Annotated in this window: 19 protein-coding genes and 1 riboswitch; of the genes, 11 read left to right on the plus strand and 8 right to left on the minus strand. The window is 53.3% G+C overall.

The window, feature by feature from the left end; all coding sequences use genetic code 11:
* Position 1 precedes the first annotated feature (1 nt).
* The 5 genes from mraZ to leuO form a co-directional block, all read right to left on the minus strand.
* Positions 2 to 460, minus strand: coding sequence for a division/cell wall cluster transcriptional repressor MraZ (gene mraZ, locus ABLU78_RS06080; protein WP_015368255.1), 459 nt, complete (start codon positions 458 to 460; stop codon positions 2 to 4).
* A gap of 638 nt (positions 461 to 1,098) precedes the next feature.
* A complete protein-coding gene (gene cra / locus ABLU78_RS06085) occupies positions 1,099 to 2,103 on the minus strand; it encodes a catabolite repressor/activator (RefSeq protein ID WP_015704397.1) in 1,005 nt (334 codons plus the stop codon).
* A gap of 197 nt (positions 2,104 to 2,300) precedes the next feature.
* Positions 2,301 to 2,792: an acetolactate synthase small subunit gene (gene ilvN, locus ABLU78_RS06090; protein WP_015368257.1), complete on the minus strand. Its 492-nt coding sequence runs from the start codon at positions 2,790 to 2,792 to the stop codon at positions 2,301 to 2,303.
* Positions 2,793 to 2,794: 2 nt separating this feature from the next.
* Entirely contained in the window at positions 2,795 to 4,519 is a 1,725-nt protein-coding gene (ilvI, locus tag ABLU78_RS06095; protein ID WP_032706640.1) for an acetolactate synthase 3 large subunit, read from the minus strand.
* 390 nt (positions 4,520 to 4,909) lie between these two features.
* On the minus strand, positions 4,910 to 5,878 hold the full coding sequence (gene leuO, locus ABLU78_RS06100) for a transcriptional regulator LeuO (RefSeq protein ID WP_015704394.1): 969 nt from the start codon (positions 5,876 to 5,878) through the stop codon (positions 4,910 to 4,912).
* Between the two features lie 603 nt (positions 5,879 to 6,481).
* Between leuO and leuL the strand changes: the two genes are divergently transcribed.
* The 9 genes from leuL (at position 6,482) to aroD (ending at position 16,632) form a co-directional block, all read left to right on the plus strand.
* Positions 6,482 to 6,568: a leu operon leader peptide gene (leuL, locus tag ABLU78_RS06105; protein WP_020079614.1), complete on the plus strand. Its 87-nt coding sequence runs from the start codon at positions 6,482 to 6,484 to the stop codon at positions 6,566 to 6,568.
* Positions 6,569 to 6,661: 93 nt separating this feature from the next.
* Positions 6,662 to 8,233, plus strand: a complete 1,572-nt coding sequence (gene leuA, locus ABLU78_RS06110) for a 2-isopropylmalate synthase (protein WP_015368261.1) — start codon at positions 6,662 to 6,664, stop codon at positions 8,231 to 8,233.
* Positions 8,233 to 9,324 carry a 3-isopropylmalate dehydrogenase gene (gene leuB / locus ABLU78_RS06115; RefSeq protein WP_015368262.1) on the plus strand — a complete coding sequence of 364 codons (1,092 nt, stop codon included), beginning with the start codon at positions 8,233 to 8,235 and terminating at the stop codon, positions 9,322 to 9,324. The genes leuA and leuB overlap by 1 nt, the downstream gene beginning before the upstream one ends.
* A gap of 2 nt (positions 9,325 to 9,326) precedes the next feature.
* Positions 9,327 to 10,727, plus strand: coding sequence for a 3-isopropylmalate dehydratase large subunit (leuC, locus tag ABLU78_RS06120; protein ID WP_015368263.1), 1,401 nt, complete (start codon positions 9,327 to 9,329; stop codon positions 10,725 to 10,727).
* 10 nt (positions 10,728 to 10,737) lie between these two features.
* The gene (leuD, locus tag ABLU78_RS06125) at positions 10,738 to 11,343 is read left to right on the plus strand and encodes a 3-isopropylmalate dehydratase small subunit (RefSeq protein WP_015704393.1); all 606 of its coding nucleotides are present in this window, start codon (positions 10,738 to 10,740) and stop codon (positions 11,341 to 11,343) included.
* Positions 11,344 to 11,712: 369 nt separating this feature from the next.
* Positions 11,713 to 13,746, plus strand: a complete 2,034-nt coding sequence (locus ABLU78_RS06130) for an FAD-dependent oxidoreductase (RefSeq protein WP_020079615.1) — start codon at positions 11,713 to 11,715, stop codon at positions 13,744 to 13,746.
* An 11-nt stretch (positions 13,747 to 13,757) separates the two neighbouring features.
* Entirely contained in the window at positions 13,758 to 14,621 is an 864-nt protein-coding gene (locus tag ABLU78_RS06135; RefSeq protein ID WP_015368266.1) for a shikimate dehydrogenase, read from the plus strand.
* Between the two features lie 10 nt (positions 14,622 to 14,631).
* Positions 14,632 to 15,846, plus strand: a complete 1,215-nt coding sequence (locus ABLU78_RS06140; protein ID WP_047052914.1) for an MFS transporter — start codon at positions 14,632 to 14,634, stop codon at positions 15,844 to 15,846.
* A gap of 30 nt (positions 15,847 to 15,876) precedes the next feature.
* The gene (aroD, locus tag ABLU78_RS06145) at positions 15,877 to 16,632 is read left to right on the plus strand and encodes a type I 3-dehydroquinate dehydratase (protein ID WP_015704389.1); all 756 of its coding nucleotides are present in this window, start codon (positions 15,877 to 15,879) and stop codon (positions 16,630 to 16,632) included.
* A gap of 37 nt (positions 16,633 to 16,669) precedes the next feature.
* Here the strand turns inward: aroD and ABLU78_RS06150 are convergent, their stop codons facing one another.
* The gene (locus ABLU78_RS06150) at positions 16,670 to 17,566 is read right to left on the minus strand and encodes a LysR family transcriptional regulator (protein ID WP_047052913.1); all 897 of its coding nucleotides are present in this window, start codon (positions 17,564 to 17,566) and stop codon (positions 16,670 to 16,672) included.
* 230 nt (positions 17,567 to 17,796) lie between these two features.
* Between ABLU78_RS06150 and ABLU78_RS06155 the strand changes: the two genes are divergently transcribed.
* Positions 17,797 to 19,107 carry an MFS transporter gene (locus tag ABLU78_RS06155; protein ID WP_015368270.1) on the plus strand — a complete coding sequence of 437 codons (1,311 nt, stop codon included), beginning with the start codon at positions 17,797 to 17,799 and terminating at the stop codon, positions 19,105 to 19,107.
* Between the two features lie 44 nt (positions 19,108 to 19,151).
* On the opposite strand, the gene ABLU78_RS06160 is transcribed toward ABLU78_RS06155, so the two are convergent.
* Together ABLU78_RS06160 and sgrT are read right to left on the minus strand one after the other, a co-directional pair.
* Entirely contained in the window at positions 19,152 to 20,336 is a 1,185-nt protein-coding gene (locus ABLU78_RS06160) for a sugar efflux transporter (protein WP_015704386.1), read from the minus strand.
* 160 nt (positions 20,337 to 20,496) lie between these two features.
* Positions 20,497 to 20,649, minus strand: coding sequence for a glucose uptake inhibitor SgrT (sgrT, locus tag ABLU78_RS06165; protein ID WP_015704385.1), 153 nt, complete (start codon positions 20,647 to 20,649; stop codon positions 20,497 to 20,499).
* An 87-nt stretch (positions 20,650 to 20,736) separates the two neighbouring features.
* On the opposite strand from sgrT, the gene sgrR reads away from it, so the two are divergent.
* Positions 20,737 to 22,392: an HTH-type transcriptional regulator SgrR gene (sgrR, locus tag ABLU78_RS06170; protein WP_047057245.1), complete on the plus strand. Its 1,656-nt coding sequence runs from the start codon at positions 20,737 to 20,739 to the stop codon at positions 22,390 to 22,392.
* 37 nt (positions 22,393 to 22,429) lie between these two features.
* A riboswitch (TPP riboswitch) is annotated at positions 22,430 to 22,649 on the plus strand.
* Positions 22,650 to 22,680 lie beyond the last annotated feature (31 nt).

Consider the following 22,680-nt stretch of genomic DNA (forward strand, 5'->3'; position numbering starts at 1 on the left):
TTTATAAAGACAAATCCTGCAGGCGCTCCGACAGTTCACCGGTAGCGGACTGCTCAGCGTCGATATCTTCCTTGACCCGTTGATACCAGGTCGTTTCATCCCACAGTTCAAATTTATTAAACTGTCCGACCAGCATCACTTCTTTTGTCAGCCCGGCATGTTGCCGCAGCACCGGCGCGATTAGCAATCGTCCGGCGCTATCCATCTGACATTCGCTGGCATGCCCCAAAAGCAGGCGCTGTACGCGCCGCTCAACGGGATTCATGCTCGACAAACGCGACAATTTTTGCTCGATGATTTCCCATTCAGGCAAAGGATAAAGCAGCAGGCACGGGTGATGAATGTCAATGGTGCATACCATTTGACCAGAAGCATCCTCGATCAGCCCGTCGCGGTAGCGCGTCGGTACGGCCAAACGGCCTTTACTGTCGAGATTGACTAACGTTGCTCCACGGAACATGCCAGCCTCACCCCTTTTCGCCACTTTACCCCACAAATTCCCACCTAAAGGAGTTTACGGAGCGGAGGAAAAGCTTGTCAAGCCAGCACTAATGCCAACGGAGCGCAAAAACCCATTATTTACAGCCGATATTAGCCCTGATGAATAAATCACCAACAAACGAGGCAAATTAACGTTATGAATACGTGTAAGAAAATAACCAACAAACCCGTAACAGTTAAAAACGACAAAATATCTTCAGCGGGAAAATATAAAGTGTCAGTTTGCGACGCGAGCGGCATTTTAGGCCATTCTGATGTCCGTTAACAGTGCCTGTTGTGGACGGAGAAGCACTTGTGCCGCGGCCTGACGCTCTCAGCGGCGGTGAAGGTGGGATAAAGCGATTGTTAATTCAGCAATTATTACGAAGAATGTAACAAAACAATTCAAATTAATGCCGCTGCGCTTTTTCTTGCACCATTTGGATACAAAAAAAGCCTGCTCCAGAATAAAACAAAATAAGGCGTAAAGAAGTTTAGGGATTTGTCTGAAAGCGAATAGATTTACGAATCTCTACGTAAATTGTATGGAATATCGCCAGATGCTGATCCATCTGGCGAATAACCTACGAAGAATCTTAACCTTTTTTCGCAAATGAATCAGCGACGATTCAAACTTCCGCGATGATAGAGGTTACGACGAATACGACTTAAGCCCGGTTTCGGCTTACGTGGTTCATCCAGGCTTGCCAGTACAATCTCTAAAACGCGCTCAGCAACGTCGCGATGACGCTGCGCAACCGCCAGCACCGGGCACTGCAGGAAGTCGAGCAGTTCGTTATCACCGAAGGTGGCGATGGCCAGCTCAGATGGCAGTTTGCCCTCACGGCGCAGCGTGACATCCATCACCCCCTGCAGCAGCGGGAAAGAGGTGGTGAACAGCAGTTGCGGCATCGGATGCGTTTCCAGCCACCGTTCAAACAGCTGGGCCGCGGCTTCGCGTTCATAGCTGTTGGCATAGAGGAAGTTCACCTCGCGCGGGTCGTCTTTCCAGGCTGAACGGAAACCCTGCTCACGCAGGAAGCTCACCGACAGCTCCGGCAGCGCTCCCAGATAGAGCACTCGGTCACCGGGGAATTTGCGCAGCTCGGCGGCAAGCATCTCGGCGTCGTCCTGATCGGCGCCGACGACGCTGGTAAAGTGTTCACGATCGAGCGCGCGGTCGAGCGCGACAATCGGGAAAGGATCGTTCGCCCAGCGCTGATAGAACGGGTGCTCCGGCGGCAGCGAAGTCGAAACGATAATTGCATCCACCTGACGCTGCAGCAGATGCTCAATACAGCGCATTTCGTTATCCGGCTGATCTTCCGAGCAGGCGATCAGCAACTGGTAGCCGCGCTGACGCGCCTGGCGCTCCAGATAGTTCGCAATACGGGTATAACTGGTATTTTCGAGATCCGGGATCACCAGACCGATTGAACGCGTGCGTCCTGCGCGCAGGCCAGCAGCGACCGCATTCGGGTGGTAGTTGTGCTCGCGCACCACCGCCATCACCTTCTCGACCGTTTTATCGCTGACGCGATACTGCTTCGCTTTGCCATTAATCACATAGCTCGCGGTGGTTCTTGAAACACCGGCCAGCCGGGCGATTTCATCCAGTTTCACAATTGCCCCTTGGGTAAGAAGTACAAAAAACAACCATTAAATAGACATACTCGTTAGAGTATAGAGTTCCATTTTTATAACATCTAAACGCAGAATAGATAGCGCGGCAACCGCTTTCGTCCACAGTTCCTACGGAATTCGCAAAAAAATAACCCGACAGTTCGTGTCGGGCTGTTTTTACGTCAGTTTGTCAGGGGTTAGCGCATGATTTTATCGCCGCGCGACAGGCCGACTACCCCGGATCGCGCCACTTCAACAATGCGCGCGACATCGCGTAAAGAAGCCAGGAACGCATCCAGCTTATCGCTGGTTCCGGCCAACTGCACGGTATAAATAGATGGCGTGACGTCAATAATCTGCCCGCGGAAGATCTCGGTATTGCGTTTCACCTCTTCGCGGCCATAACCGCTGGCTTGCACTTTCACCAGCATGATTTCACGTTCGACGTGGGAGCCCTGACCCAGTTCGCTGACCCGCAGCACGTCCACCAGCTTATGTAATTGCTTTTCGATCTGCTCAATGGCTTTTTCGTCGCCCACCGTCTGGATGGTCATGCGGGACAACGTCGGATCGTCGGTTGGCGCTACCGTCAGGCTTTCAATATTGTAGCCGCGCTGCGAAAAGAGGCCGATCACCCGGGATAATGCTCCCGATTCGTTCTCCAGTAATACAGATAATATCCGGCGCATAATCAGGTTCTCTCCGTTTTGCTCAACCACATTTCGTCCATGCCGCCGCCGCGGATCTGCATGGGATAAACATGCTCGCTACCATCAACCGTAACATCAACGAACACCAGACGATTATTACGCACCTGCTCCAGGGCTTCCGCCAGCTTCGCTTCCAGCTCTTGCGGCTCGCTGATACGAATACCAACGTGGCCATAAGCCTCGGCGACGCGAACGAAGTCCGGCAGCGATTCCATATAGGACTGCGAATGGCGGCCAGAATAGAGCATATCCTGCCACTGCTTTACCATTCCGAGGTAGCGGTTATTCAGGTTCAGCACCAGCACCGGCAGTTCATACTGCAGGGCGGTGGAAAGCTCCTGAATGTTCATCTGGATGCTGCCATCACCGGTCACGCAGATCACGGTTTCTTGCGGTAGCGCCATCTTCACGCCCAGCGCCGCTGGCAGGCCAAAGCCCATCGTGCCGAGGCCGCCAGAGTTAATCCAACGCCGTGGTTTATCGAATGGATAATAGAGCGCGGCGAACATCTGATGCTGTCCAACGTCGGAAGTCACGTAAGCATCACCATTGGTCAGGCGCCAGATAGCCTCAATCACCGCCTGCGGTTTGATCTTGCCGCTTTGCGTGTCGTATTGCAGACAGTGACGGGAACGCCACTGTTCGATCTGCTGCCACCAGTCGCGGATCTCATCCAGCGGTTGCTGGCTCTCTTCCTGCTCAAGCAGATCAAACATCTGGTCAAGCACCTGGCGCGCGTCGCCGACGATCGGCACATCTGCCGGGACGGTTTTGGAGATCGACGTGGGATCGATATCAATATGCAGCACCGTGGCGTTCGGGCAGTACTTAGCCAAATTGTTGGTGGTGCGATCGTCAAAGCGGACGCCGACTGCAAAAATAACGTCGGAATGATGCATGGTCATGTTGGCTTCATAGGTGCCATGCATCCCCAACATCCCCAGCGCTTGCTGATGAGTCGCCGGAAAAGCGCCTAAACCCATTAATGAAGAGACCACCGGTAGCTTCAGCTTTTCGACCAACGTACGTAACTGCGCTTCGCACTGCGAATTGATAGCCCCGCCGCCAACGTACACGACCGGTTTTTTCGCCGCCACCAGCGTTTGCAATGCACGTTTGATCTGCCCTTTGTGACCGCTGGTTGTCGGGTTATAGGAACGCATGCTGACCGCATCCGGCCAAACGTAAGGCAGCTTTTTCGCCGGATTGAGAATATCCTTCGGCAAATCGACCACTACCGGCCCCGGTCGGCCGCTGGCCGCCAGCCAGAAGGCTTTCTTTAAAATACCGGGAATATCTTCAGTCTGTTTCACGAGGAAGCTGTGTTTAACCACCGGGCGCGAGATACCGACCATATCGCACTCCTGGAAGGCATCGTAGCCAATCAGCGAGGTGGCGACCTGCCCGGAAAGAATGACCAGCGGAATAGAATCCATGTAAGCCGTGGCGATACCGGTAATAGCGTTAGTCGCTCCCGGGCCGGAGGTCACCAGCACCACCCCGACTTCGCCGGTTGCGCGCGCCAGTCCGTCGGCCATATGCACCGCCGCCTGCTCATGGCGGACCAGCACATGGTCAATGCCGCCGAGGGTATGTAATGCATCATAGATATCGAGGACCGCGCCTCCGGGATAGCCGAATACTTGCTTGACGCCCTGATCGACAAGCGATTGGACGACCATCTCGGCTCCTGACAACATCTCCATGGTTTGCCTCCAGGCTTATTGTTTTCACGACGGCGGAAGTCATTTTCCGCACGCGTCGTATGATGCGCCGCTAAAGGCAGCGCATTGAGGTGAACGACTTGCTGTGCATTAACATAACTGCTCGCCAACAGGCAGGCAATTCGCCTGAGAGCGTATAGCGCGCCTCTTAAAAGTAGAAAAGAAAGCATCTGGAGAAATATATGGAGGATTGCTTCAGGAATAACAAAATGAGATAGCCAATACTCGGGAGAAACGGCTTATGGCAGAAAATCATCCATTTTTCACCGTCGGGTTGCGAGAACCCGCGGTGATAAACAGAATAATATTCTGCTTTTTTAATGTTTACTCAGATAAGCTGGCGATTTCGCCGCCGTTGGTCGATAACGTCGATTAGCGCTGACAGATATTCGCCAATAACTCTTCCATCCATTGATGGCCTTTATCGCGACCGGCCGCTTCGTGCCAGGAGAGGAAGCAGGTGCGGCTGTTGACCTTCAGCGGCAACGGTAAGATCTGCAAATCTAATTTATCAGCAAATTCATTGGCCAACCAACGTGGCGCTATTGCCACCATGTGGGTTTGCGACACCACGTTTAATACGCTAACCATGGCATTACCCTGATAAGCAATACAGGATTGTTTATCCACGGAGTCATACCACGGCTGGCTAAATGAAGCATAACGATCCAATGCGACGACCGCGTGCTCTTCCTGATAAATATCCGCTTCCGTTAGCGGCCCGGAAATACGCGGATGTTTACGGTTGGCCACCAGAACCATTTCATCTTTGAATAAAGGTATGCAGGCAAACTCCGGGCGACGGAACTCTTCATAACCGATAACGAATTCAATTTCCTGATAACGCAGCTGATGTTCGGTGTTTTGATGTAGCGCTGATTTAAAGACCAGATGAATATTTGGCGCGATTTCACCAACTTTATTAAATATTAGCGAGGTTAAGTAATTATCCAATGGGCTACAAACGCAGAGGTTAAATACGCGCTCACTGCTCAGCGGTTCAAAACCGGAACCCGGCAACTCATTTTGCACCAGTTGCAATGCCTGGCGTACTGAGCCGAACAGCTGATAGGCCCGCGCCGTTGGCTGAATGCCACGCCCATAGCGAACAAACAGTTCATCATTAAACATCACCTTGAGACGAGATACCGCGTTACTCACCGCCGGTTGAGACATGCCGAGAGTGTGGGCCGCACGGGTAATATTTTGTTCCTGCATCACCGCATCAAAGACGGTCAGCAGGTTGAGATCCACCATCCGCAGTTGTGGTTTGACGACTTCCTGTCCCGGGGCTGATTTATATTCAGTATTTTCAATTAACATATCTAACTCCACCGTCACGCTAAATTCCTTTTACCAAAGTGCAGTAATTAATTAAGGCAATATCATTTATCATGCATATTAAATCTGCAAAAGGGCAAAATGGAATTTTAGGAATATATCAAGGTTATGAGTAGCGACGAAAAACCTCACTGGATATCACCGGAACCCGCCTAAAACATATCATTTACTTGATGATATAAAGTGTACCCATAGATCACAGGAATAAACAACACCACCAATAGTTAATTGCAATTTAAGTATTAATTAACTATCTATTTTTTACCTGATTAAAATTAACACTTCGTTATCCTTTCGAACGACTCAATGCGGCAGCGCATAAAGGTAAAAGGCATATAACACTTTATGTTTCATTACCTTATCAACCAGGCATCCCCCATTGACATTGAGTCCTTGAATGAAAATTATTTTTTCTAATTGTTTTATTTTTCCAGCAGTCGATGAATGTCTCAAATAGGATCGTCGGCGAAATGAGGGATAATCCAGCACAATTAGCTAATTCACCTGACAGGTAAAAAACAGTTTTTATCTTGCCTGGGGTTGACATCAAAACCGCTATCCAGTAACTCTAAAAGCATATCGATTTCAACTGGAGTATGACGCATGATTCGCACCACTCGCTTCACCAGCCTACTACTACTAAACGCATCCATTGTGCGCGGTAGGCTGTTGGGCGACGTTCAGCGTTAAGTCATCTTCCAGCAAGACACTAAACCCGCGCCATTGCGCGGGTTTTTTTATGCTCGAAGCAAGGCGCCAGGCAACAGATTAAGGATCTCAACCATGAGCCAGCAAGTCATTATTTTCGATACGACCTTACGTGATGGGGAACAAGCGTTACAGGCCAGCCTGAGCGTGAAAGAGAAGCTGCAGATCGCCATGGCCCTCGAACGTATGGGCGTCGATGTAATGGAAGTCGGTTTCCCGGTTTCTTCCCCGGGCGATTTTGAATCGGTACAGACCATCGCTCGCACCATCAAAAATAGCCGCGTTTGCGCTCTGGCGCGCTGCGTTGAGAAAGATATCGACGTGGCGGCGGAATCCTTAAAAGTGGCGGAAGCGTTCCGCATCCACACCTTCATCGCCACGTCTCCGATGCATATCGCCACCAAGCTGCGCAGCACGCTGGATGAGGTCATCGAACGCGCTATTTATATGGTGAAACGTGCGCGTAACTATACCGACGACGTGGAATTCTCCTGTGAAGACGCAGGTCGTACGCCGATCGACGATCTGGCTCGCGTCGTTGAAGCGGCTATCCGCGCCGGCGCCACGACCATTAATATCCCGGATACCGTCGGCTACACCATGCCATTCGAATACGCCAACATCATCAGCGGCCTGTATGAACGCGTACCAAACATTGATAAAGCAATTATTTCAGTCCACACCCATGATGATTTAGGTATCGCCGTCGGCAACGCCCTCGCCGCCGTCCACGCTGGCGCTCGTCAGGTAGAAGGCGCGATGAACGGTATCGGCGAACGCGCCGGTAACTGCGCGCTGGAAGAAGTCATCATGGCGATCAAGGTGCGCAAAGACATCATGAACGTGCACACCAACATCAATCACCATGAAATCTGGCGTACCAGCCAGACCGTCAGCCAAATCTGCAATATGCCGATCCCGGCTAACAAAGCTATCGTCGGTACCGGCGCCTTCGCCCACTCTTCCGGTATTCATCAGGATGGCGTGCTGAAGAACCGCGAAAACTACGAAATCATGACCCCGGAATCCATCGGCCTGAACCAGGTACAGCTGAACCTGACTTCACGCTCCGGTCGCGCGGCGGTGAAACACCGTATGGAAGAGATGGGCTACAAAGAGAGCGACTACAACCTGGATCATCTGTATGACGCGTTCCTGAAGCTGGCGGATAAAAAAGGCCAGGTCTTCGACTACGACCTGGAAGCGCTGGCATTTATCAATAAACAGCAGGAAGAGCCAGAGCATTTCCGTCTGGACTACTTCAGCGTCCAGTCTGGCTCCAGCGATATCGCTACCGCCTCTATCAAGCTGGCCTGCGGTGATGACATCAAAACCGAAGCCGCCAACGGCAACGGCCCGGTTGACGCTATCTACCAGGCAATCAACCGTGTGACAGACTACAACATCGACTTAGTGAAGTATGGCTTAAGCGCCAAAGGCCACGGCAAAGATGCGCTGGGTCAGGTGGATATTGTCGTGGAATACAACGGTCGCCGCTTCCACGGCGTCGGCCTCGCGACCGATATCGTCGAATCTTCAGCAAAAGCGATGGTACATGTGCTTAACAACATCTGGCGCGCCGCCGAAGTCGAAAAAGAATTGCAACGCCAGGCTCAGAATAAAGAGAACAACAAGGAAACCGTGTAATGTCGAAGAATTATCATATTGCCGTTTTGCCGGGTGATGGAATTGGCCCGGAAGTGATGAACCAGGCGATGAAAGTACTGGAAGCCGTTCGTAACCGTTTTTCAATGCGTATCACCACCAGCCAGTACGACGTGGGCGGCATCGCCATCGACCGTCAGGGCATGCCGCTGCCGCAAGCCACCGTTGATGGCTGCGAGCAGGCTGACGCGATTCTGTTCGGATCCGTCGGCGGCCCGAAGTGGGAACATCTGCCGCCGGCCGAACAGCCGGAGCGCGGCGCGCTGCTGCCGCTGCGTAAGCACTTCAAATTATTCAGCAACCTGCGCCCGGCTAAACTGTATCAGGGGCTGGAAGCATTCTGCCCGCTGCGTGCCGATATCGCCGCCAATGGCTTCGACATTCTGTGCGTGCGCGAACTGACCGGCGGCATCTACTTCGGTCAGCCGAAAGGTCGTGAAGGCAGCGGCCAGCATGAAAAAGCTTTCGATACTGAGGTATACCACCGCTTTGAAATCGAGCGCATCGCGCGTATTGCCTTTGAATCGGCGCGCAAGCGTCGCCATAAAGTGACGTCAATCGATAAAGCCAACGTCCTGCAGTCTTCTATCCTGTGGCGCGAAATCGTCAACGAGATTGGCAAAGAGTATCCGGACGTCGAACTGGCGCATATGTATATCGATAATGCCACCATGCAGCTTATTAAAGATCCGTCGCAGTTCGATGTACTGCTGTGCTCCAACCTGTTTGGCGACATCCTGTCCGACGAGTGCGCGATGATCACCGGCTCTATGGGCATGTTGCCGTCCGCCAGCCTCAACGAGCAAGGTTTTGGCCTGTATGAACCAGCGGGCGGCTCGGCGCCGGACATCGCGGGCAAAAATATCGCCAACCCGATTGCGCAAATCCTGTCGCTGGCGCTGCTGCTGCGCTACAGCCTGGATGCGGGCGACGCGGCGAGCGCCATTGAACGCGCTATCAACCGCGCATTAGAAGAAGGCATTCGTACCGGCGACTTAGCGCGCGGTACGGCGGCGGTCAGTACAGATGAAATGGGCGATATCATTGCCCGCTATGTCGCGGAAGGGGTGTAATCATGGCGAAGACGTTATACGAGAAATTATTTGATGCGCACGTGGTGTACGAAGCGCAGAACGAAACACCGCTGCTGTATATCGACCGCCATCTGGTGCACGAAGTCACCTCTCCGCAGGCGTTTGACGGGCTGCGCGCCCATGGCCGCCAGGTGCGTCAGCCGGGTAAAACATTCGCCACCATGGATCACAACGTCTCGACGCAGACCAAAGATATCAACGCCTCCGGCGAAATGGCCCGCATCCAGATGCAGGAACTGATTAAGAACTGCAAAGAATTTGGCGTTGAGCTGTATGACTTAAATCACCCGTTCCAGGGCATCGTACACGTGATGGGCCCGGAACAGGGCGTCACCCTGCCGGGGATGACCATCGTGTGCGGCGATTCCCATACCGCGACCCACGGCGCATTCGGCGCGCTGGCATTCGGTATCGGCACCTCTGAAGTTGAACATGTACTGGCGACTCAGACCCTGAAACAGGGGCGCGCGAAGACCATGAAAATCGAAGTCCGTGGCAAAGCGGCGCCGGGCATTACCGCGAAAGACATTGTGCTGGCAATCATTGGTAAAACCGGTAGCGCCGGCGGTACCGGCCATGTCGTCGAATTCTGCGGCGAAGCCATTCGCGATCTGAGCATGGAAGGCCGTATGACTCTGTGCAATATGGCAATCGAGATGGGCGCCAAAGCGGGTCTGGTCGCGCCTGACGAGACGACATTCAATTACGTGCAGGGCCGCCTGCACGCGCCGAAGGGCCAGGATTTCGCCGACGCGGTGGAATACTGGAAAACGCTGAAAACCGATGATGACGCCACCTTCGATACCGTGGTGACGCTGCAGGCGGAAGAGATTGCGCCGCAGGTCACCTGGGGCACCAATCCAGGCCAGGTCATCTCGGTTACCGATATTATCCCGGATCCGGCGTCGTTCAGCGATCCGGTCGAGCGCGCCAGCGCCGAAAAAGCGCTGGCCTATATGGGCCTGAAATCCGGCGTACCGTTGACCGAGGTCGCGATCGACAAAGTCTTTATCGGTTCCTGTACTAACTCGCGAATCGAAGATTTACGCGCGGCGGCGGAAATCGCCAAAGGGCGTAAAGTGGCGCCGGGCGTACAGGCACTGGTGGTTCCCGGCTCCGGCCCGGTGAAAGCGCAGGCGGAAGCCGAAGGTTTGGATAAGATTTTCATCGACGCCGGTTTTGAGTGGCGTTTACCGGGCTGCTCCATGTGTCTGGCGATGAACAACGACCGCCTGAATCCCGGCGAACGTTGCGCCTCTACCAGCAACCGTAACTTTGAAGGCCGTCAAGGCCGCGGCGGACGCACCCATTTAGTCAGCCCGGCGATGGCCGCGGCAGCAGCGGTTACCGGCCATTTCGCCGATATCCGTAACTTGAAATAAGGAGACCATCATGGCAGAGAAATTTACCCAACATACTGGCCTGGTGGTTCCGCTGGATGCCGCAAACGTTGATACCGATGCGATCATTCCAAAGCAGTTCCTGCAGAAAGTGACGCGTACCGGCTTTGGCGCGCACCTGTTTAACGACTGGCGTTTCCTCGACGACCAGGGGCAGCAACCGAACCCGGAGTTCGTGCTGAACTTCCCGCAATATAAAGGGGCGTCTATCCTGCTGGCGCGTGAAAACTTCGGCTGCGGCTCCTCGCGCGAGCACGCGCCGTGGGCGTTGACCGATTACGGTTTCAAAGTGGTGATTGCGCCAAGCTTTGCCGATATCTTTTACGGCAACAGCTTTAATAACCAACTGCTGCCGGTGACGCTCAGCGATGAGCAGGTGGACGAGCTGTTCAAGCTGGTACAGGCGAACCCGGGCATCAGCTTTGAAGTTGACCTTGAAGCGCAGGTGGTTAAAGCCGGGGATAAAACCTACAGCTTTAAAATCGACGACTTCCGCCGCCACTGTATGCTCAACGGCCTGGATAGCATCGGCCTGACGCTGCAGCATGAAGAGGCGATTTCCGCCTACGAACGCCAACAGCCCGCCTTTATGAACTAATCTTCAAGCCCGGTGAACAAGCCGGGCTTTCTCTTTTTGCCCCTCTCAGGCGCATATTAATACGTATAATTAATAGATAATTTTATCCTTCCCATCCCTCATCGTGCATTTATACCGGCATTAGCAGGCTATTTTTGTATATATCCACAATGACAAGTAAATAATCAACGGAAGTATTTAAAACAAACCGAGCAATATGTGAATTAACGGTTAACTCCATAGAAAACCCCTATAGCTCAGCGCAAAAAAAAGCATTATTTTTCCCCTCCCCGGCTCGTTATCTTTCCAGACAGAGAAATATTAACTTTAGATACGCCACGCCGCCTACATCACCTCGTGGGTCGCCGGGCGTTCTTGTGGAGAGCCTAAATGAGCCACTATCCTCACCTATTCAGCCCGCTGACCATCAACGGGATGACCATAAAAAACCGTATTATTATGCCGCCGATGGGCACCAATATGGCTACCCTCAACGGTGAGGTCTCGCAGGAACAGCTTGAATACTACGAGCTGCGGGCGAAAGGCGGCACCGGGCTCATTACCGTGGAAAATATCTGCATCGATTTTCCCTTCGCCTCCAATGGTACAACGCAGTTACGCATCGATAACGATCAATATATCCCACGCCTGTTTAAATTAACCGAAACCCTTCATAAACACGGCGCTTGCGTAGCGATTCAGCTGAACCACGCGGGCGCTTCGGCTTATGCTTATCGCCTGAATGGGCAGACGCCGTTATCCGCTTCCAGCACGCCGTCGAAAAAGCACGGTAATATTCCGCGGCCAATGACCCATGAGGAAATTTATCACGCGGTGGACAAATTCGGCGACGCCGCGGAGCGCGTGCGCCGCGCCGGATTTGACTGTGTAGAAATTCATGGCGGCCATTCCTATTTAATTAGCCAGTTTTTGTCACCGTTATTTAATAAACGTACCGACGAATTTGGCGGCAGTATCGAAAACCGCACCCGCATATTAAGCCTGATTATCGATAAGGTTCGCGCCTGCGTCGGGCCGCGTTTCCCAATCAGCCTGCGCATCAGCGCCGACGATTTCTTAAAGGGCGGCAACACGCTGGAAGATTCGCTGCGCATCCTCGAACTGTGCCAGGACAAAGTCGACATCATTAACGTCTCTGCCGCGCAGAACGATAACCTGAACCTGCAAATCGACCAGATGTCGCTGGAAGACGGCTGGAAGCGCTACCTCTCCCGCGCGGTACGCGACAAATTCCATAAGCCGACGGTGATCGCCGGCAACATTCGTTCGCCAAAAATCGCCGAAGATATCCTCGCTACCGGCGATGCCGATCTGATCGCCATTGGTCGTGGGTTGATTGCCGAGCCAGAATGGGTGCAGAAAGTACAAAGCGGCAATGAGCGTCTGATGCGCAAATGCATCTCCTGCAATATCGGCTGTGCGGATCACCGTATCGCCCGCTCTCGCCCGCTGCGCTGCTCGATCAATCCGGACATTATCCACGGCGACGCTTACAAGCAGCAGCGAGTCTCACGAGAAACCAACGTCGTGGTGATCGGCGCCGGCACGGCCGGAATGGAAGCCGCCTGTACCGCCGCGGAAGTCGGCTGCAACACCTGGCTGCTGGAAGAGAAAAGCCACGTCGGCGGCCTGGCCAGCACCATTGCGCTGCTGCCGGAGAAAAAACGGATCGCTGATTTCCCGCAGTTTATGAAAAACCGCCTTTCCGGGCTAAGCAATCTGATGCTGCAGGTCGGTAAACGCGCCGATGTCGCTTCAGTCGCCGCGCTGCATCCACAGCTCATCGTCAATGCCACCGGATCGGTTCCTCTGCTGCCGCCTATCGACGGCCTGCGCGAGAACATTGACGCCGAAGGTGGTCGCCTGTTCTCGATAACCGGAATGATTAACCATCTGGACACCTTTGCCGATGCCGCAGGTAAACGCATCGTGGTGGTTGGCGGCGGCGCCGTCGGCCTGGACGTCATTGAATACTTCTCCGCGCGCGGCGCCGAGACGGTGCTAATTGAAATGCAAGACGCGCCGGGACAGGACCTCGACATTATTACCAAAAACGCGATGTTGACCATGCTGGAAGAACACCAGGTGGAACAACACATGCGGACCCGATTAACCGCCGTAGCGCCAGACCATTTCACCGTGAGTACCGCCAGCGGCACGTTCGATATTCCCTTCGACTACGGCTTTGTCTGCCTGGGAATGCGCGCCAACCGTGCTGGTCTCGACGACATCGCCCAGTGGGCCGCCGCCAACAACGTAAAAATCATGAATATCGGCGACAGCCTGTCGGCCCGGCGAATTATCGACGGCGTGCGCGAAGGCCGCAACGTGCTGGAGATACTCGAAGACATGGGCGTACTCGGCAATCGCGAAGCGCAACAGATTCCATTTTTAACATATTGAGGATATTTATCATGGCAGAACGTCTTACCGGTCATACCGAACTGATTGGCTTAATCGCTACCCCGATTCGTCATAGCATGTCGCCGACCATGCACAACGAAGCCTTTGCCCATCTTGGCCTGGATTACGCCTACCTGGCGTTCGAAGTCGATAACCAGGAGCTAAAAGATGTCGTGCAGGGTTTCCGCGCGCTGAAGCTGCGCGGTTACAACGTCTCAATGCCGAATAAAACCGAAATTTGCCAGTATCTCGATAAGCTCTCGCCGGCGGCGCAGCTGGTCGGCGCGGTCAATACCGTGGTCAACGATAATGGCGTGTTAACCGGCCACATTACCGACGGCACCGGCTATATGCGCGCGCTGTCGGAGGCTGGTATCGATATCATCGGCAAAAAGATGACCATCCTCGGCGCAGGCGGCGCGGCTACCGCCATCAGCGTACAGGCCGCGCTCGACGGCGTGAAGGCCATCTCGATCTTCAACCGCAAAGACAAGTTCTTCGCCAATGCCGAGCAGACCGTCGCCAAGATCCGCGATAACACCGACTGCGAGATCCACCTTTTCGATCTCGACGATCATGCCAAGCTGCGCGCCGAAATCGACAGCAGCGTGATCCTCACCAACGCCACCGGCGTCGGTATGAAGCCTTTCGAAGGCCAAATGCTGCTGCCAAACGACAGCTTCCTGCGCCCGGACCTGATTGTTTCCGACGTCGTCTATAACCCGCGTAAAACCTATCTGCTGGAAGTGGCGGAGAAAAAAGGCTGCCGGACCCTCAACGGCCTGGGAATGATGCTGTGGCAAGGCGCGCGCGCGTTCGAAATCTGGACGGGCAAAGAGATGCCGGTTGAATACGTCAAGAGCATTCTGTTCTAAGAGGCCAGAGATGAAAAATAAATACATCCCTACTGCGGCAGGGCTGTATCTCAACTACCTGATCCACGGCATGGGGGTGCTGTTAATCACCCTCAACATGGCCCATCTTCAGGAACAGTGGGGAACAGACGCTGCCGGCGTATCGATCGTTATCTCCTCATTAGGTATCGGTAAGCTGGCGACGATCGTGACCGGCTTTTTGTCGGATCGCTTTGGTCGTAAGCCTTTTATCTATCTAGGGATCCTGAGTTATCTGATCTTCTTCGTCGGCATTCTGCTGACCAAAAATATCTATCTGGCCTACGTGTTCGGCATCATGGCTGGTCTGGCGAACAGCTTCCTCGACTCCGGAACCTATCCGGCGCTGATGGAGTCTTTCCCGCACTCCGCCAGCCGCGCTAACGTGCTCATCAAAGCCTTCGTTTCCGCAGGGCAGTTCCTGCTACCGTTCATTATCAGCCTGCTGATATGGGCAAATCTGTGGTTTGGCTGGTCGTTTGTGATTGCGGCGGCTCTGTTTATCTTGAGCGCAATCTATCTGCTCAAGATGCCGTTCCCCGATAGCCAGGCGGCCAAAAAAGAAGAGACCCCAGCGGCGCAGGCAGCGGCTTCCGCTAAACCGCAAGCCAACAAACTGGACATGGTAATCTTTACCCTGTACGGCTATATCGGCATGGCGACCTTTTACCTGGTAAGCCAGTGGCTGGCGCAATATGGCCAGTTCGTGGTCGGTATGCCTTATGCCTCGGCGATCAAGCTGCTGAGTATCTATACCGTCGGTTCACTGGTCTGCGTCTTCGTGACCGCCGCCTTCGTCAAAGAGGTGTTCAGTTCCGCGGTAGCCATGATCATCTACACCTGTCTGTCGATGGTCTCACTGCTGTTAGTGTGCTTATTCCCGACACCGGTGATGGTTACCGGTTTTGCCTTCATTATCGGCTTTGCCGCCGCGGGCGGGGTACTGCAGCTGGGGGCGACCATCATGGCAATGAGCTTTCCGAATGGCAAAGGCAAGGCAACGGGGATCTTCTACACCGCAGGCAGCATCGCGAGCTTCACGATCCCGCTTATCACCGCAAAGCTTTCACAGATTAGCATTGCCAGCATTATGTGGTTTGATTTCCTGATCGCCGTCATCGGCTTTGTGATCGCCCTGTACATCGGCTATCGTCAACTTCAGGCTCGCGCGGCGCAAAGAGTGTCTCGCACCACCGTCACCGCCTGAGGTTCAACGACAACAATAATGGATACCTACATGACAACTGCAGTAACCGTAAAGAACATCACCTTCAAGGAAGGCGAAACCTTAATTTGCGTACCGCTGATCGGAAAAACGCTGGATGAACTGCTGACTAATGCTCAGGGCCTGGTTGACGCAGGCGCTGATATTATCGAATGGCGCGTTGACCATTTTACTCACGTCCGGGAAATCCCCCAGGTGCTGGCCGCACTGGCGGAAATCCGTCATACCCTGAAAGCACTCCCGCTGCTGTTCACCTTCCGCAGTAAGAAAGAAGGCGGCGAAACGGAAATCAGCGACGAAGCGTATTTTGAACTTAACCGCCAGGCGGCGCTAAGCGGATTAGTCGATGTTATCGACATCGAGTTGTTTAACGATGAAGCGCAAATTCGCGCGCTGGTGAACGACGCCCATCAGGCCGGCGTAAAAGTGATTATGAGCAATCATGATTTCCATAAAACGCCGGCGCAGGAAGATATCATCTATCGACTGCGTCGAATGCAGGATCTGGGTGCCGATCTGCCGAAGATCGCGGTGATGCCGCAGACGCCTCAGGACGTTCTCACTCTGCTTTCCGCCACGCTGACCATGAAAGAGAAGTATGCGACGCGCCCGCTGATCACCATGTCGATGGGCAAATCCGGCGGCGTTAGCCGGGTAACCGGTCGCTTGTTCGGTTCAGCGATGACCTTTGGCACCGTCGGCCAGGCCTCCGCCCCGGGCCAGATTGCCATAGCTAAGCTGCGCGAACTGATGGACATTTTGTCCTGATAAACAGGCTGCCCGGAGCCAGTCTCCGGGCGCTTGCTCAGTTGATTCTCTGGCTATCGTTAATGATGACGTTTTTAAACGATTGAATCGCTGAGGAAAGTACCCTTTCTTTCATTGTTGCGAGGTAAATATAACGAGGTGGGATCGCATTTTTAATCTTCAGAATGCGCACGTTATAATTTGCCAGTGCGGAGATCCTCGGCATAATCGCAATGCCATAGTCGATGCTAACCAGCCCCGCCATCGCAGTATCTTCATCGACGTAGCAGGCGATATCCGGTACCAGTTTTTGTTGCATAAAGACATTATCAATAAATGGCCGCAGACCGCTGTTCTCTGAAAAATAGATATAGGGATAGTGAATCGTCTCAACCAAATCGACCTCATTATCATACAGCCGGGCAAGCGGATGATCTTTCGCGGTCACCACCACCAACTCCTGCTGAATAATAGGAATAAAGTCGATTTCGGGTTCATCGGCAATATATGAACAAATCGCCAGATCGGTTTTTCCTGCCTTTAACGCCTGTAATAACGAAAGCGAAGTGCCTTGCGTAAAGGAAAAAGTCACCTTGTGACTGGAAGGTGAATTAGTGTATTTATTAATTAACTGCGGAACAACAGATTCACCCATCGTATAAATAAAGGCGATACGAATATTCTCTTTCTTTTCACTATCATTGTTTTGCAGCGTCAGACGCCCGTTCTCCAGAGAAGTGAGCGCATCCTCCACATAGGGCAAAAAACGTTTACCGTTTTGCGTAATTTTGACGTTGCGTCCTTTTCTGGCGAACAGCGCCACGCCAAGTTCCTTCTCCAGCTCAGATATGGCGTGGCTTAGCGAGGGTTGAGTAATGAACAGACTGGATGCTGCCTCGGTGTAATGCTCCGTCTCGCTCAATCGCTTAAAATAATAAAGTTGCTTCAGGTTCATTATTTTTGTCCGTATAATATAAGAATAAGACCACTGCGTTTAATATACCATGCGGCAGGTTGATAATACGCTACAACGAGTCAATATCAGATTCACATCAAATATTATTTGATATTTCTTTTTGTGCGTAACAAAGCGTTGCCATTCATAGACCCAGTCTATGAATCCTTAGAGTATTTCTGCATGCATAAATACATGCAAAAATATTTTAAACTTTAAAGGAAATCTTTATGTGCATACCTGACGCTCAAGGGAGCCTGGCATCATCGCCCGGCACGCTAAAAAGAAGCAGAACGCGTATTTTTATTTTATCGCTGTTATCGCTGGGTACGATGATTAATTATCTCGATCGTACCATTCTTGGAATCGTTGCTCCAAAATTAACCACTGAAATCCATATTGATCCGGCGATGATGGGCATTGTTTTTTCCGCTTTTGCCTGGACTTATGCACTGGCGCAAATTCCTGGCGGCATGTTTTTAGACCGATTCGGTAATAAATTGACCTACGCCCTCTCCATCTTCTTTTGGTCGCTGTTTACCCTGCTGCAAAGCTTCTCTCTGGGGCTGAAATCTTTGCTCCTTTTGCGTCTGGGCCTGGGCGTCAGTGAAGCCCCCTGCTTTCCGGCCAATAGCCGCATCGTCAGCAAATGGTTTCCCCAGCATGAACGGGCCAGGGCTACCGCAACTTATACGGTTGGTGAATACATTGGGTTAGCCGCCTTCTCGCCATTGTTATTTTTAATCCTCGAACACCACGGCTGGCGCACCTTATTTTTTCTGACCGGCGGGCTGGGAATTTTATTCACTTTCGTATGGTGGCGTTTTTATCATGAGCCACATGAATCGAAAACAGCAAATAAAGCAGAACTGGATTATATTGGCGCCAACCAGATTGCCAATAAGAGTGAAAACATTCCATTTAACTGGCGTGATGCCAGGCGGCTACTGTGCTGCCGACAAATTATCGGCGCCAGCCTGGGGCAGTTTGCCGGTAACACCACGTTGGTCTTTTTCCTCACCTGGTTTCCAACCTATCTGGCCAACGAACGCCATCTACCGTGGCTTCATGTAGGTTTTTTCGCCACCTGGCCCTTCCTGGCCGCCGCGGTTGGCATCATCTTCGGCGGCTGGCTTTCCGACAGGCTACTTAAGCGTACCGGCTCGGCAAATATAAGCCGAAAACTTCCAATAATTTCCGGATTACTCCTTTCCAGCTGCATTATCGCCGCCAATTGGGTCAGCGCGAATTCGACGGTGATTATTATTATGTCGATCGCTTTCTTTGGTCAGGGAATGGTCGGTCTGGGCTGGACGTTAATATCTGATATTGCCCCGGATAATATGGCTGGATTGACCGGCGGTATATTTAACTTCTGCGCCAACCTGGCATCAATTATTGCGCCACTCATCATTGGCGTGATTATATCAGCCACCGGTAACTTCTTTTACGCCCTCATTTACGTTGGCGTGACCGCCCTGATCGGGGTGATTGCCTACATCTTTATTATCGGCGACATCAAGCGAATCGTACTGAAGTAACGCTATCCCGCGCCGGGCCAGCATGGCCGGCGCGGGAGATTGACTTAAATATCTTTAACCCGGCTGGTCAAAAACAGCGTCAGCAGAGAAATCGCCGCGATTGTCCAGTACACGCTACCGTGACCATAGCTTTGCGACAGCGCTCCCTGAATCACTCCGGCCAGAATAACCCCAGTGGAGATACTATTGGTAAACAGCGTGGTCGCCGCCCCGGCGCGCCCCGGCATCAGATCCTGGAACCACAACATGCCGATCCCGGCGATAATACCGATGAAAATAGCATTGAATAGCTGCAGCGCCAGCAGCGCCGTGCGGCCATGGAACATAATCAGCCCCACATAGAACAGCACGCCGGCGGCGACTGCCGCCACCATCATTTTGCGTTTACCCCAACGCTTAACGTAGTAGCCGGCCAGGATCATCGCCGGAATTTCAAGACCGGCAGCCGTGCCCATCAGTATCCCCGCCAGGCTATCCGGCAGGCCAAGATCGCTACTGATCCACAACGGCATATCGATGATATACATCGTGTTGCAGGTCCACATCAGCGTAGAAGCGATAAACAGCATGCGCACGTTTTTATCGCGCCAGCCGCCTTCCAGCTCCGGCAGGCTGCTGCCTTCCTGCAGTTGCGTCACTCGCGCCACCGAAGGCAGCTTAAAGGCAATCAGCGCCAGGCTGATGACAAAAATCCCGGCGGCAATGGAGAACATGGTTGTAAAGCCATAATTCAACGCCAGCATAAAAGCCAGCGGTGGGCCAATGACCCACGCCAGCGACAGCTGGGCGCGCATCACCGAGCTGAACATCACCACTTCGCGGGCAGAGCTATCGGCGTATTCGCGGGCGAGGGCAAACAGCTGCGGCATTGCCGCATTAGCGACCGAAGCCAGCATGACGCCGCAGGTAATAAGCGTCAGATAATGGCGGTTGAAAGCGAACAGCAGCGCGTTACCCACCGCCATCAGGCAGCAGAACATAATTAACCGCCGACGATCGCCGCGGCTATCGGATCGTTTGGCCAGCGCCAGGCTCACCAGGATACCGGCAATCGCATTCACCGTATAAAACAGGCCAACCCAGAACGGCTGCGCGCCGACTTCACGGCTGAGAAACAGGCTAAGCGTCGGCGCCTGCAGCGCCCCGGCCACCCCCATCATAAAAGCCACCAGCATAAAGGCGGCGTAGACGCCGTTTAGCCGTCGCCCCATCGTCATCAACCACAGCATGAAATATCCTTAACACACGCGAAGTAAACGAAAAAAGCCAGCAGAAGCAATCTGCTGGCGGGTGATTCAATACTCTGGATTTCGAGTTGCAGCCAATGCGCTTGCAGCCTGAAGATGGCGAGTATAACACCAATACTCAGTCACACATGATGTCGGCAAGTCAACGATCGGAGGTCGGCGACGTAACTCCCCACTGCATCAATTCCTCCAGCATTTTCTGCTGCCTACCTGCTAACTGGCGGGCCAGCCAGGACGCTCCCTGCGTCGCAGAAAAGTACCGTTGATAGAACTGCTTAGTGGTTGACCTCGTCATATTCATCTCCTTACTTCATCGAGGTCCATTATTGGCTTAATATAGGAACTGATAAATTGCTGAGTTTTCGTCAGGAGTTCCCCTTTTATGCCTTCCAGTCGTCTGCAACAACAGTTCATCCGCCTGTGGCAATGCTGCGACGGCAGGTCGCAGCAGACCACCCTCAACGAACTGGCGGAAATGCTCAACTGTTCGCGCCGCCATATGCGCACCTTACTTAATCTGATGGAAGCGCGCGGCTGGCTTGCCTGGGAATCCGAAGCCGGGCGCGGCAAGCGTTCCCGACTGACCTTCCTTTATACCGGTCTGGCGCTACAGCAGCAGCGCGCCGAGGATCTACTGGAGCAGGATCGCATCGATCAGCTGGTGCAACTGGTTGGCGATAAAACCGCGGTCAGACAGATGTTGATCTCCCATCTTGGCCGCAGCTTCCGCCAGGGGCGCCACATCCTGCGCGTGCTCTACTATCGGCCGATGAAGAATCTGCTGCCCGGCAGCGCGTTGCGCCGTTCGGAGACCCACATCGCACGGCAAATTTTTAGCGCGCTGACGCGGGTAAATGAGGAAAATGGGGAACTGGAGGCCGATATCGCCCACCACTGGCAGCAAATTTCGCCTAACCATTGGCGCTTTTTTCTGCGTCCCGGCATTCATTTCCATCATGGCCGGGAGCTGGAGATGGCCGACGTTATCTCCTCGCTACAGCGCAGCAGCGAACTGCCGCTATTTTCCCATATCGAGCGCATCGTCTCGCCGACCGCCTGGACGCTGGATATTCACCTCAGCCAGCCGGATCGTTGGCTGCCCTGGCTGTTAGGCCAGGTCCCGGCGATGGCGCTGCCGCAGGAATGGCGGACGATGGAGAACTTTTCCAGTATGCCTATCGGTACCGGCCCTTACGCGGTCGCGCGCAATAATCAAAACCAGTTAAAAATCCATGCCTTCGAAGAGTACTTCGGCTATCGGGCGCTGATCGATGAGGTTAACGTCTGGGTGCTGCCGGAAATTAGCGAAGAACCCAACGGCGGCTTAACCCTGCAGGGCAATACCGAGAGCGAAAAAGCCGTAGAGAGCCGCCTGGAAGAAGGGTGCTATTACCTGCTCTTTGATAGTCGCAGCCCGCTTGGCGGTAATGATGACGTGCGCCGCTGGTTAAGTTATCTGTTCCAGCCCGCCAACCTGCTGTATCACGCCGGCGAGCACTATCAAGGCAACTGGTTCCCGGCCTACGGCTTGCTGCCGCGCTGGCACCACGCCCGCAGTCACGCCTGCGAAAAACCAGCCGGCCTGGAGTCAGTTACCCTCACCTACTATCGCGATCATGTGGAACATCGGGTCATTGGCGGGATCATGCGGGCGCTGCTGGCGGAACATCAGGTGAGGCTGAACATTCAGGAGCTGGAGTACGATGACTGGCATCGCGGCGAAACGGTGAGCGATATCTGGCTCAACAGCGTCAACTTCACGTTGCCAATCGATTTTTCCCTGTTCGCCTATTTATATGAAGTGCCGCTGATGCATCACTGCATTCCCATCGACTGGGAGGCTGACGCCAACCGCTGGCGTGCAGGCGAGTTCAACCCGGCGACCTGGAGCCAGCAACTGCTGGAGAAACAGCATATTGTTCCGCTGATCCACCACTGGCTAATGATTCAGGGCCAGCGCAGTATGCGCGGCGTGCGCATGAACACCCTCGGCTGGTTCGACTTTAAATCGGCGTGGTTCGCCCCGCCGGAGCCCTGAATGCTTTGCGTCATCTAACAAAATCATTACACTATCGCCGTTCTCAACGGGGTGCTAATAAACATACGCAATATCATTCAAGTTGCATCAAGGCAGCAAGCGGGTGAATCCCCTGGAGCATAGGTAACTATGTGACTGGGGTGAACACGCGAAGCTAACGCAGATGCGGCTTGAAGGATGAAGCGTATGGGCTGAGAAAATACCCGTCGAACCTGATCCGGATAACGCCGGCGAAGGGATTTGAGGCCTACTCAAAATCCTTTGCCTCCCCATATACTGAGGTGCAAA

Source organism: Klebsiella sp. JN_Kp122 (assembly GCF_040062085.1).
Taxonomy (GTDB): domain Bacteria; phylum Pseudomonadota; class Gammaproteobacteria; order Enterobacterales; family Enterobacteriaceae; genus Klebsiella; species Klebsiella aerogenes.

What these genes read in the sequence shown, in the direction of transcription:
- mraZ (WP_015368255.1), bottom strand. Translation starts at nt 460, where the DNA reads ATGTTCCGTGGAGCAACGTTAGTCAATCTCGACAGTAAAGGCCGTTTG.
- ilvN (WP_015368257.1), bottom strand. Translation starts at nt 2,792, where the DNA reads ATGCGCCGGATATTATCTGTATTACTGGAGAACGAATCGGGAGCATTA.
- ilvI (WP_032706640.1), bottom strand. Translation starts at nt 4,519, where the DNA reads ATGGAGATGTTGTCAGGAGCCGAGATGGTCGTCCAATCGCTTGTCGAT.
- leuL (WP_020079614.1), top strand. Translation starts at nt 6,482, where the DNA reads ATGATTCGCACCACTCGCTTCACCAGCCTACTACTACTAAACGCATCC.
- leuA (WP_015368261.1), top strand. Translation starts at nt 6,662, where the DNA reads ATGAGCCAGCAAGTCATTATTTTCGATACGACCTTACGTGATGGGGAA.
- leuB (WP_015368262.1), top strand. Translation starts at nt 8,233, where the DNA reads ATGTCGAAGAATTATCATATTGCCGTTTTGCCGGGTGATGGAATTGGC.
- leuC (WP_015368263.1), top strand. Translation starts at nt 9,327, where the DNA reads ATGGCGAAGACGTTATACGAGAAATTATTTGATGCGCACGTGGTGTAC.
- leuD (WP_015704393.1), top strand. Translation starts at nt 10,738, where the DNA reads ATGGCAGAGAAATTTACCCAACATACTGGCCTGGTGGTTCCGCTGGAT.
- ABLU78_RS06130 (WP_020079615.1), top strand. Translation starts at nt 11,713, where the DNA reads ATGAGCCACTATCCTCACCTATTCAGCCCGCTGACCATCAACGGGATG.
- ABLU78_RS06135 (WP_015368266.1), top strand. Translation starts at nt 13,758, where the DNA reads ATGGCAGAACGTCTTACCGGTCATACCGAACTGATTGGCTTAATCGCT.
- ABLU78_RS06140 (WP_047052914.1), top strand. Translation starts at nt 14,632, where the DNA reads ATGAAAAATAAATACATCCCTACTGCGGCAGGGCTGTATCTCAACTAC.
- aroD (WP_015704389.1), top strand. Translation starts at nt 15,877, where the DNA reads ATGACAACTGCAGTAACCGTAAAGAACATCACCTTCAAGGAAGGCGAA.
- ABLU78_RS06150 (WP_047052913.1), bottom strand. Translation starts at nt 17,566, where the DNA reads ATGAACCTGAAGCAACTTTATTATTTTAAGCGATTGAGCGAGACGGAG.
- ABLU78_RS06155 (WP_015368270.1), top strand. Translation starts at nt 17,797, where the DNA reads ATGTGCATACCTGACGCTCAAGGGAGCCTGGCATCATCGCCCGGCACG.
- ABLU78_RS06160 (WP_015704386.1), bottom strand. Translation starts at nt 20,336, where the DNA reads ATGCTGTGGTTGATGACGATGGGGCGACGGCTAAACGGCGTCTACGCC.
- sgrT (WP_015704385.1), bottom strand. Translation starts at nt 20,649, where the DNA reads ATGACGAGGTCAACCACTAAGCAGTTCTATCAACGGTACTTTTCTGCG.
- sgrR (WP_047057245.1), top strand. Translation starts at nt 20,737, where the DNA reads ATGCCTTCCAGTCGTCTGCAACAACAGTTCATCCGCCTGTGGCAATGC.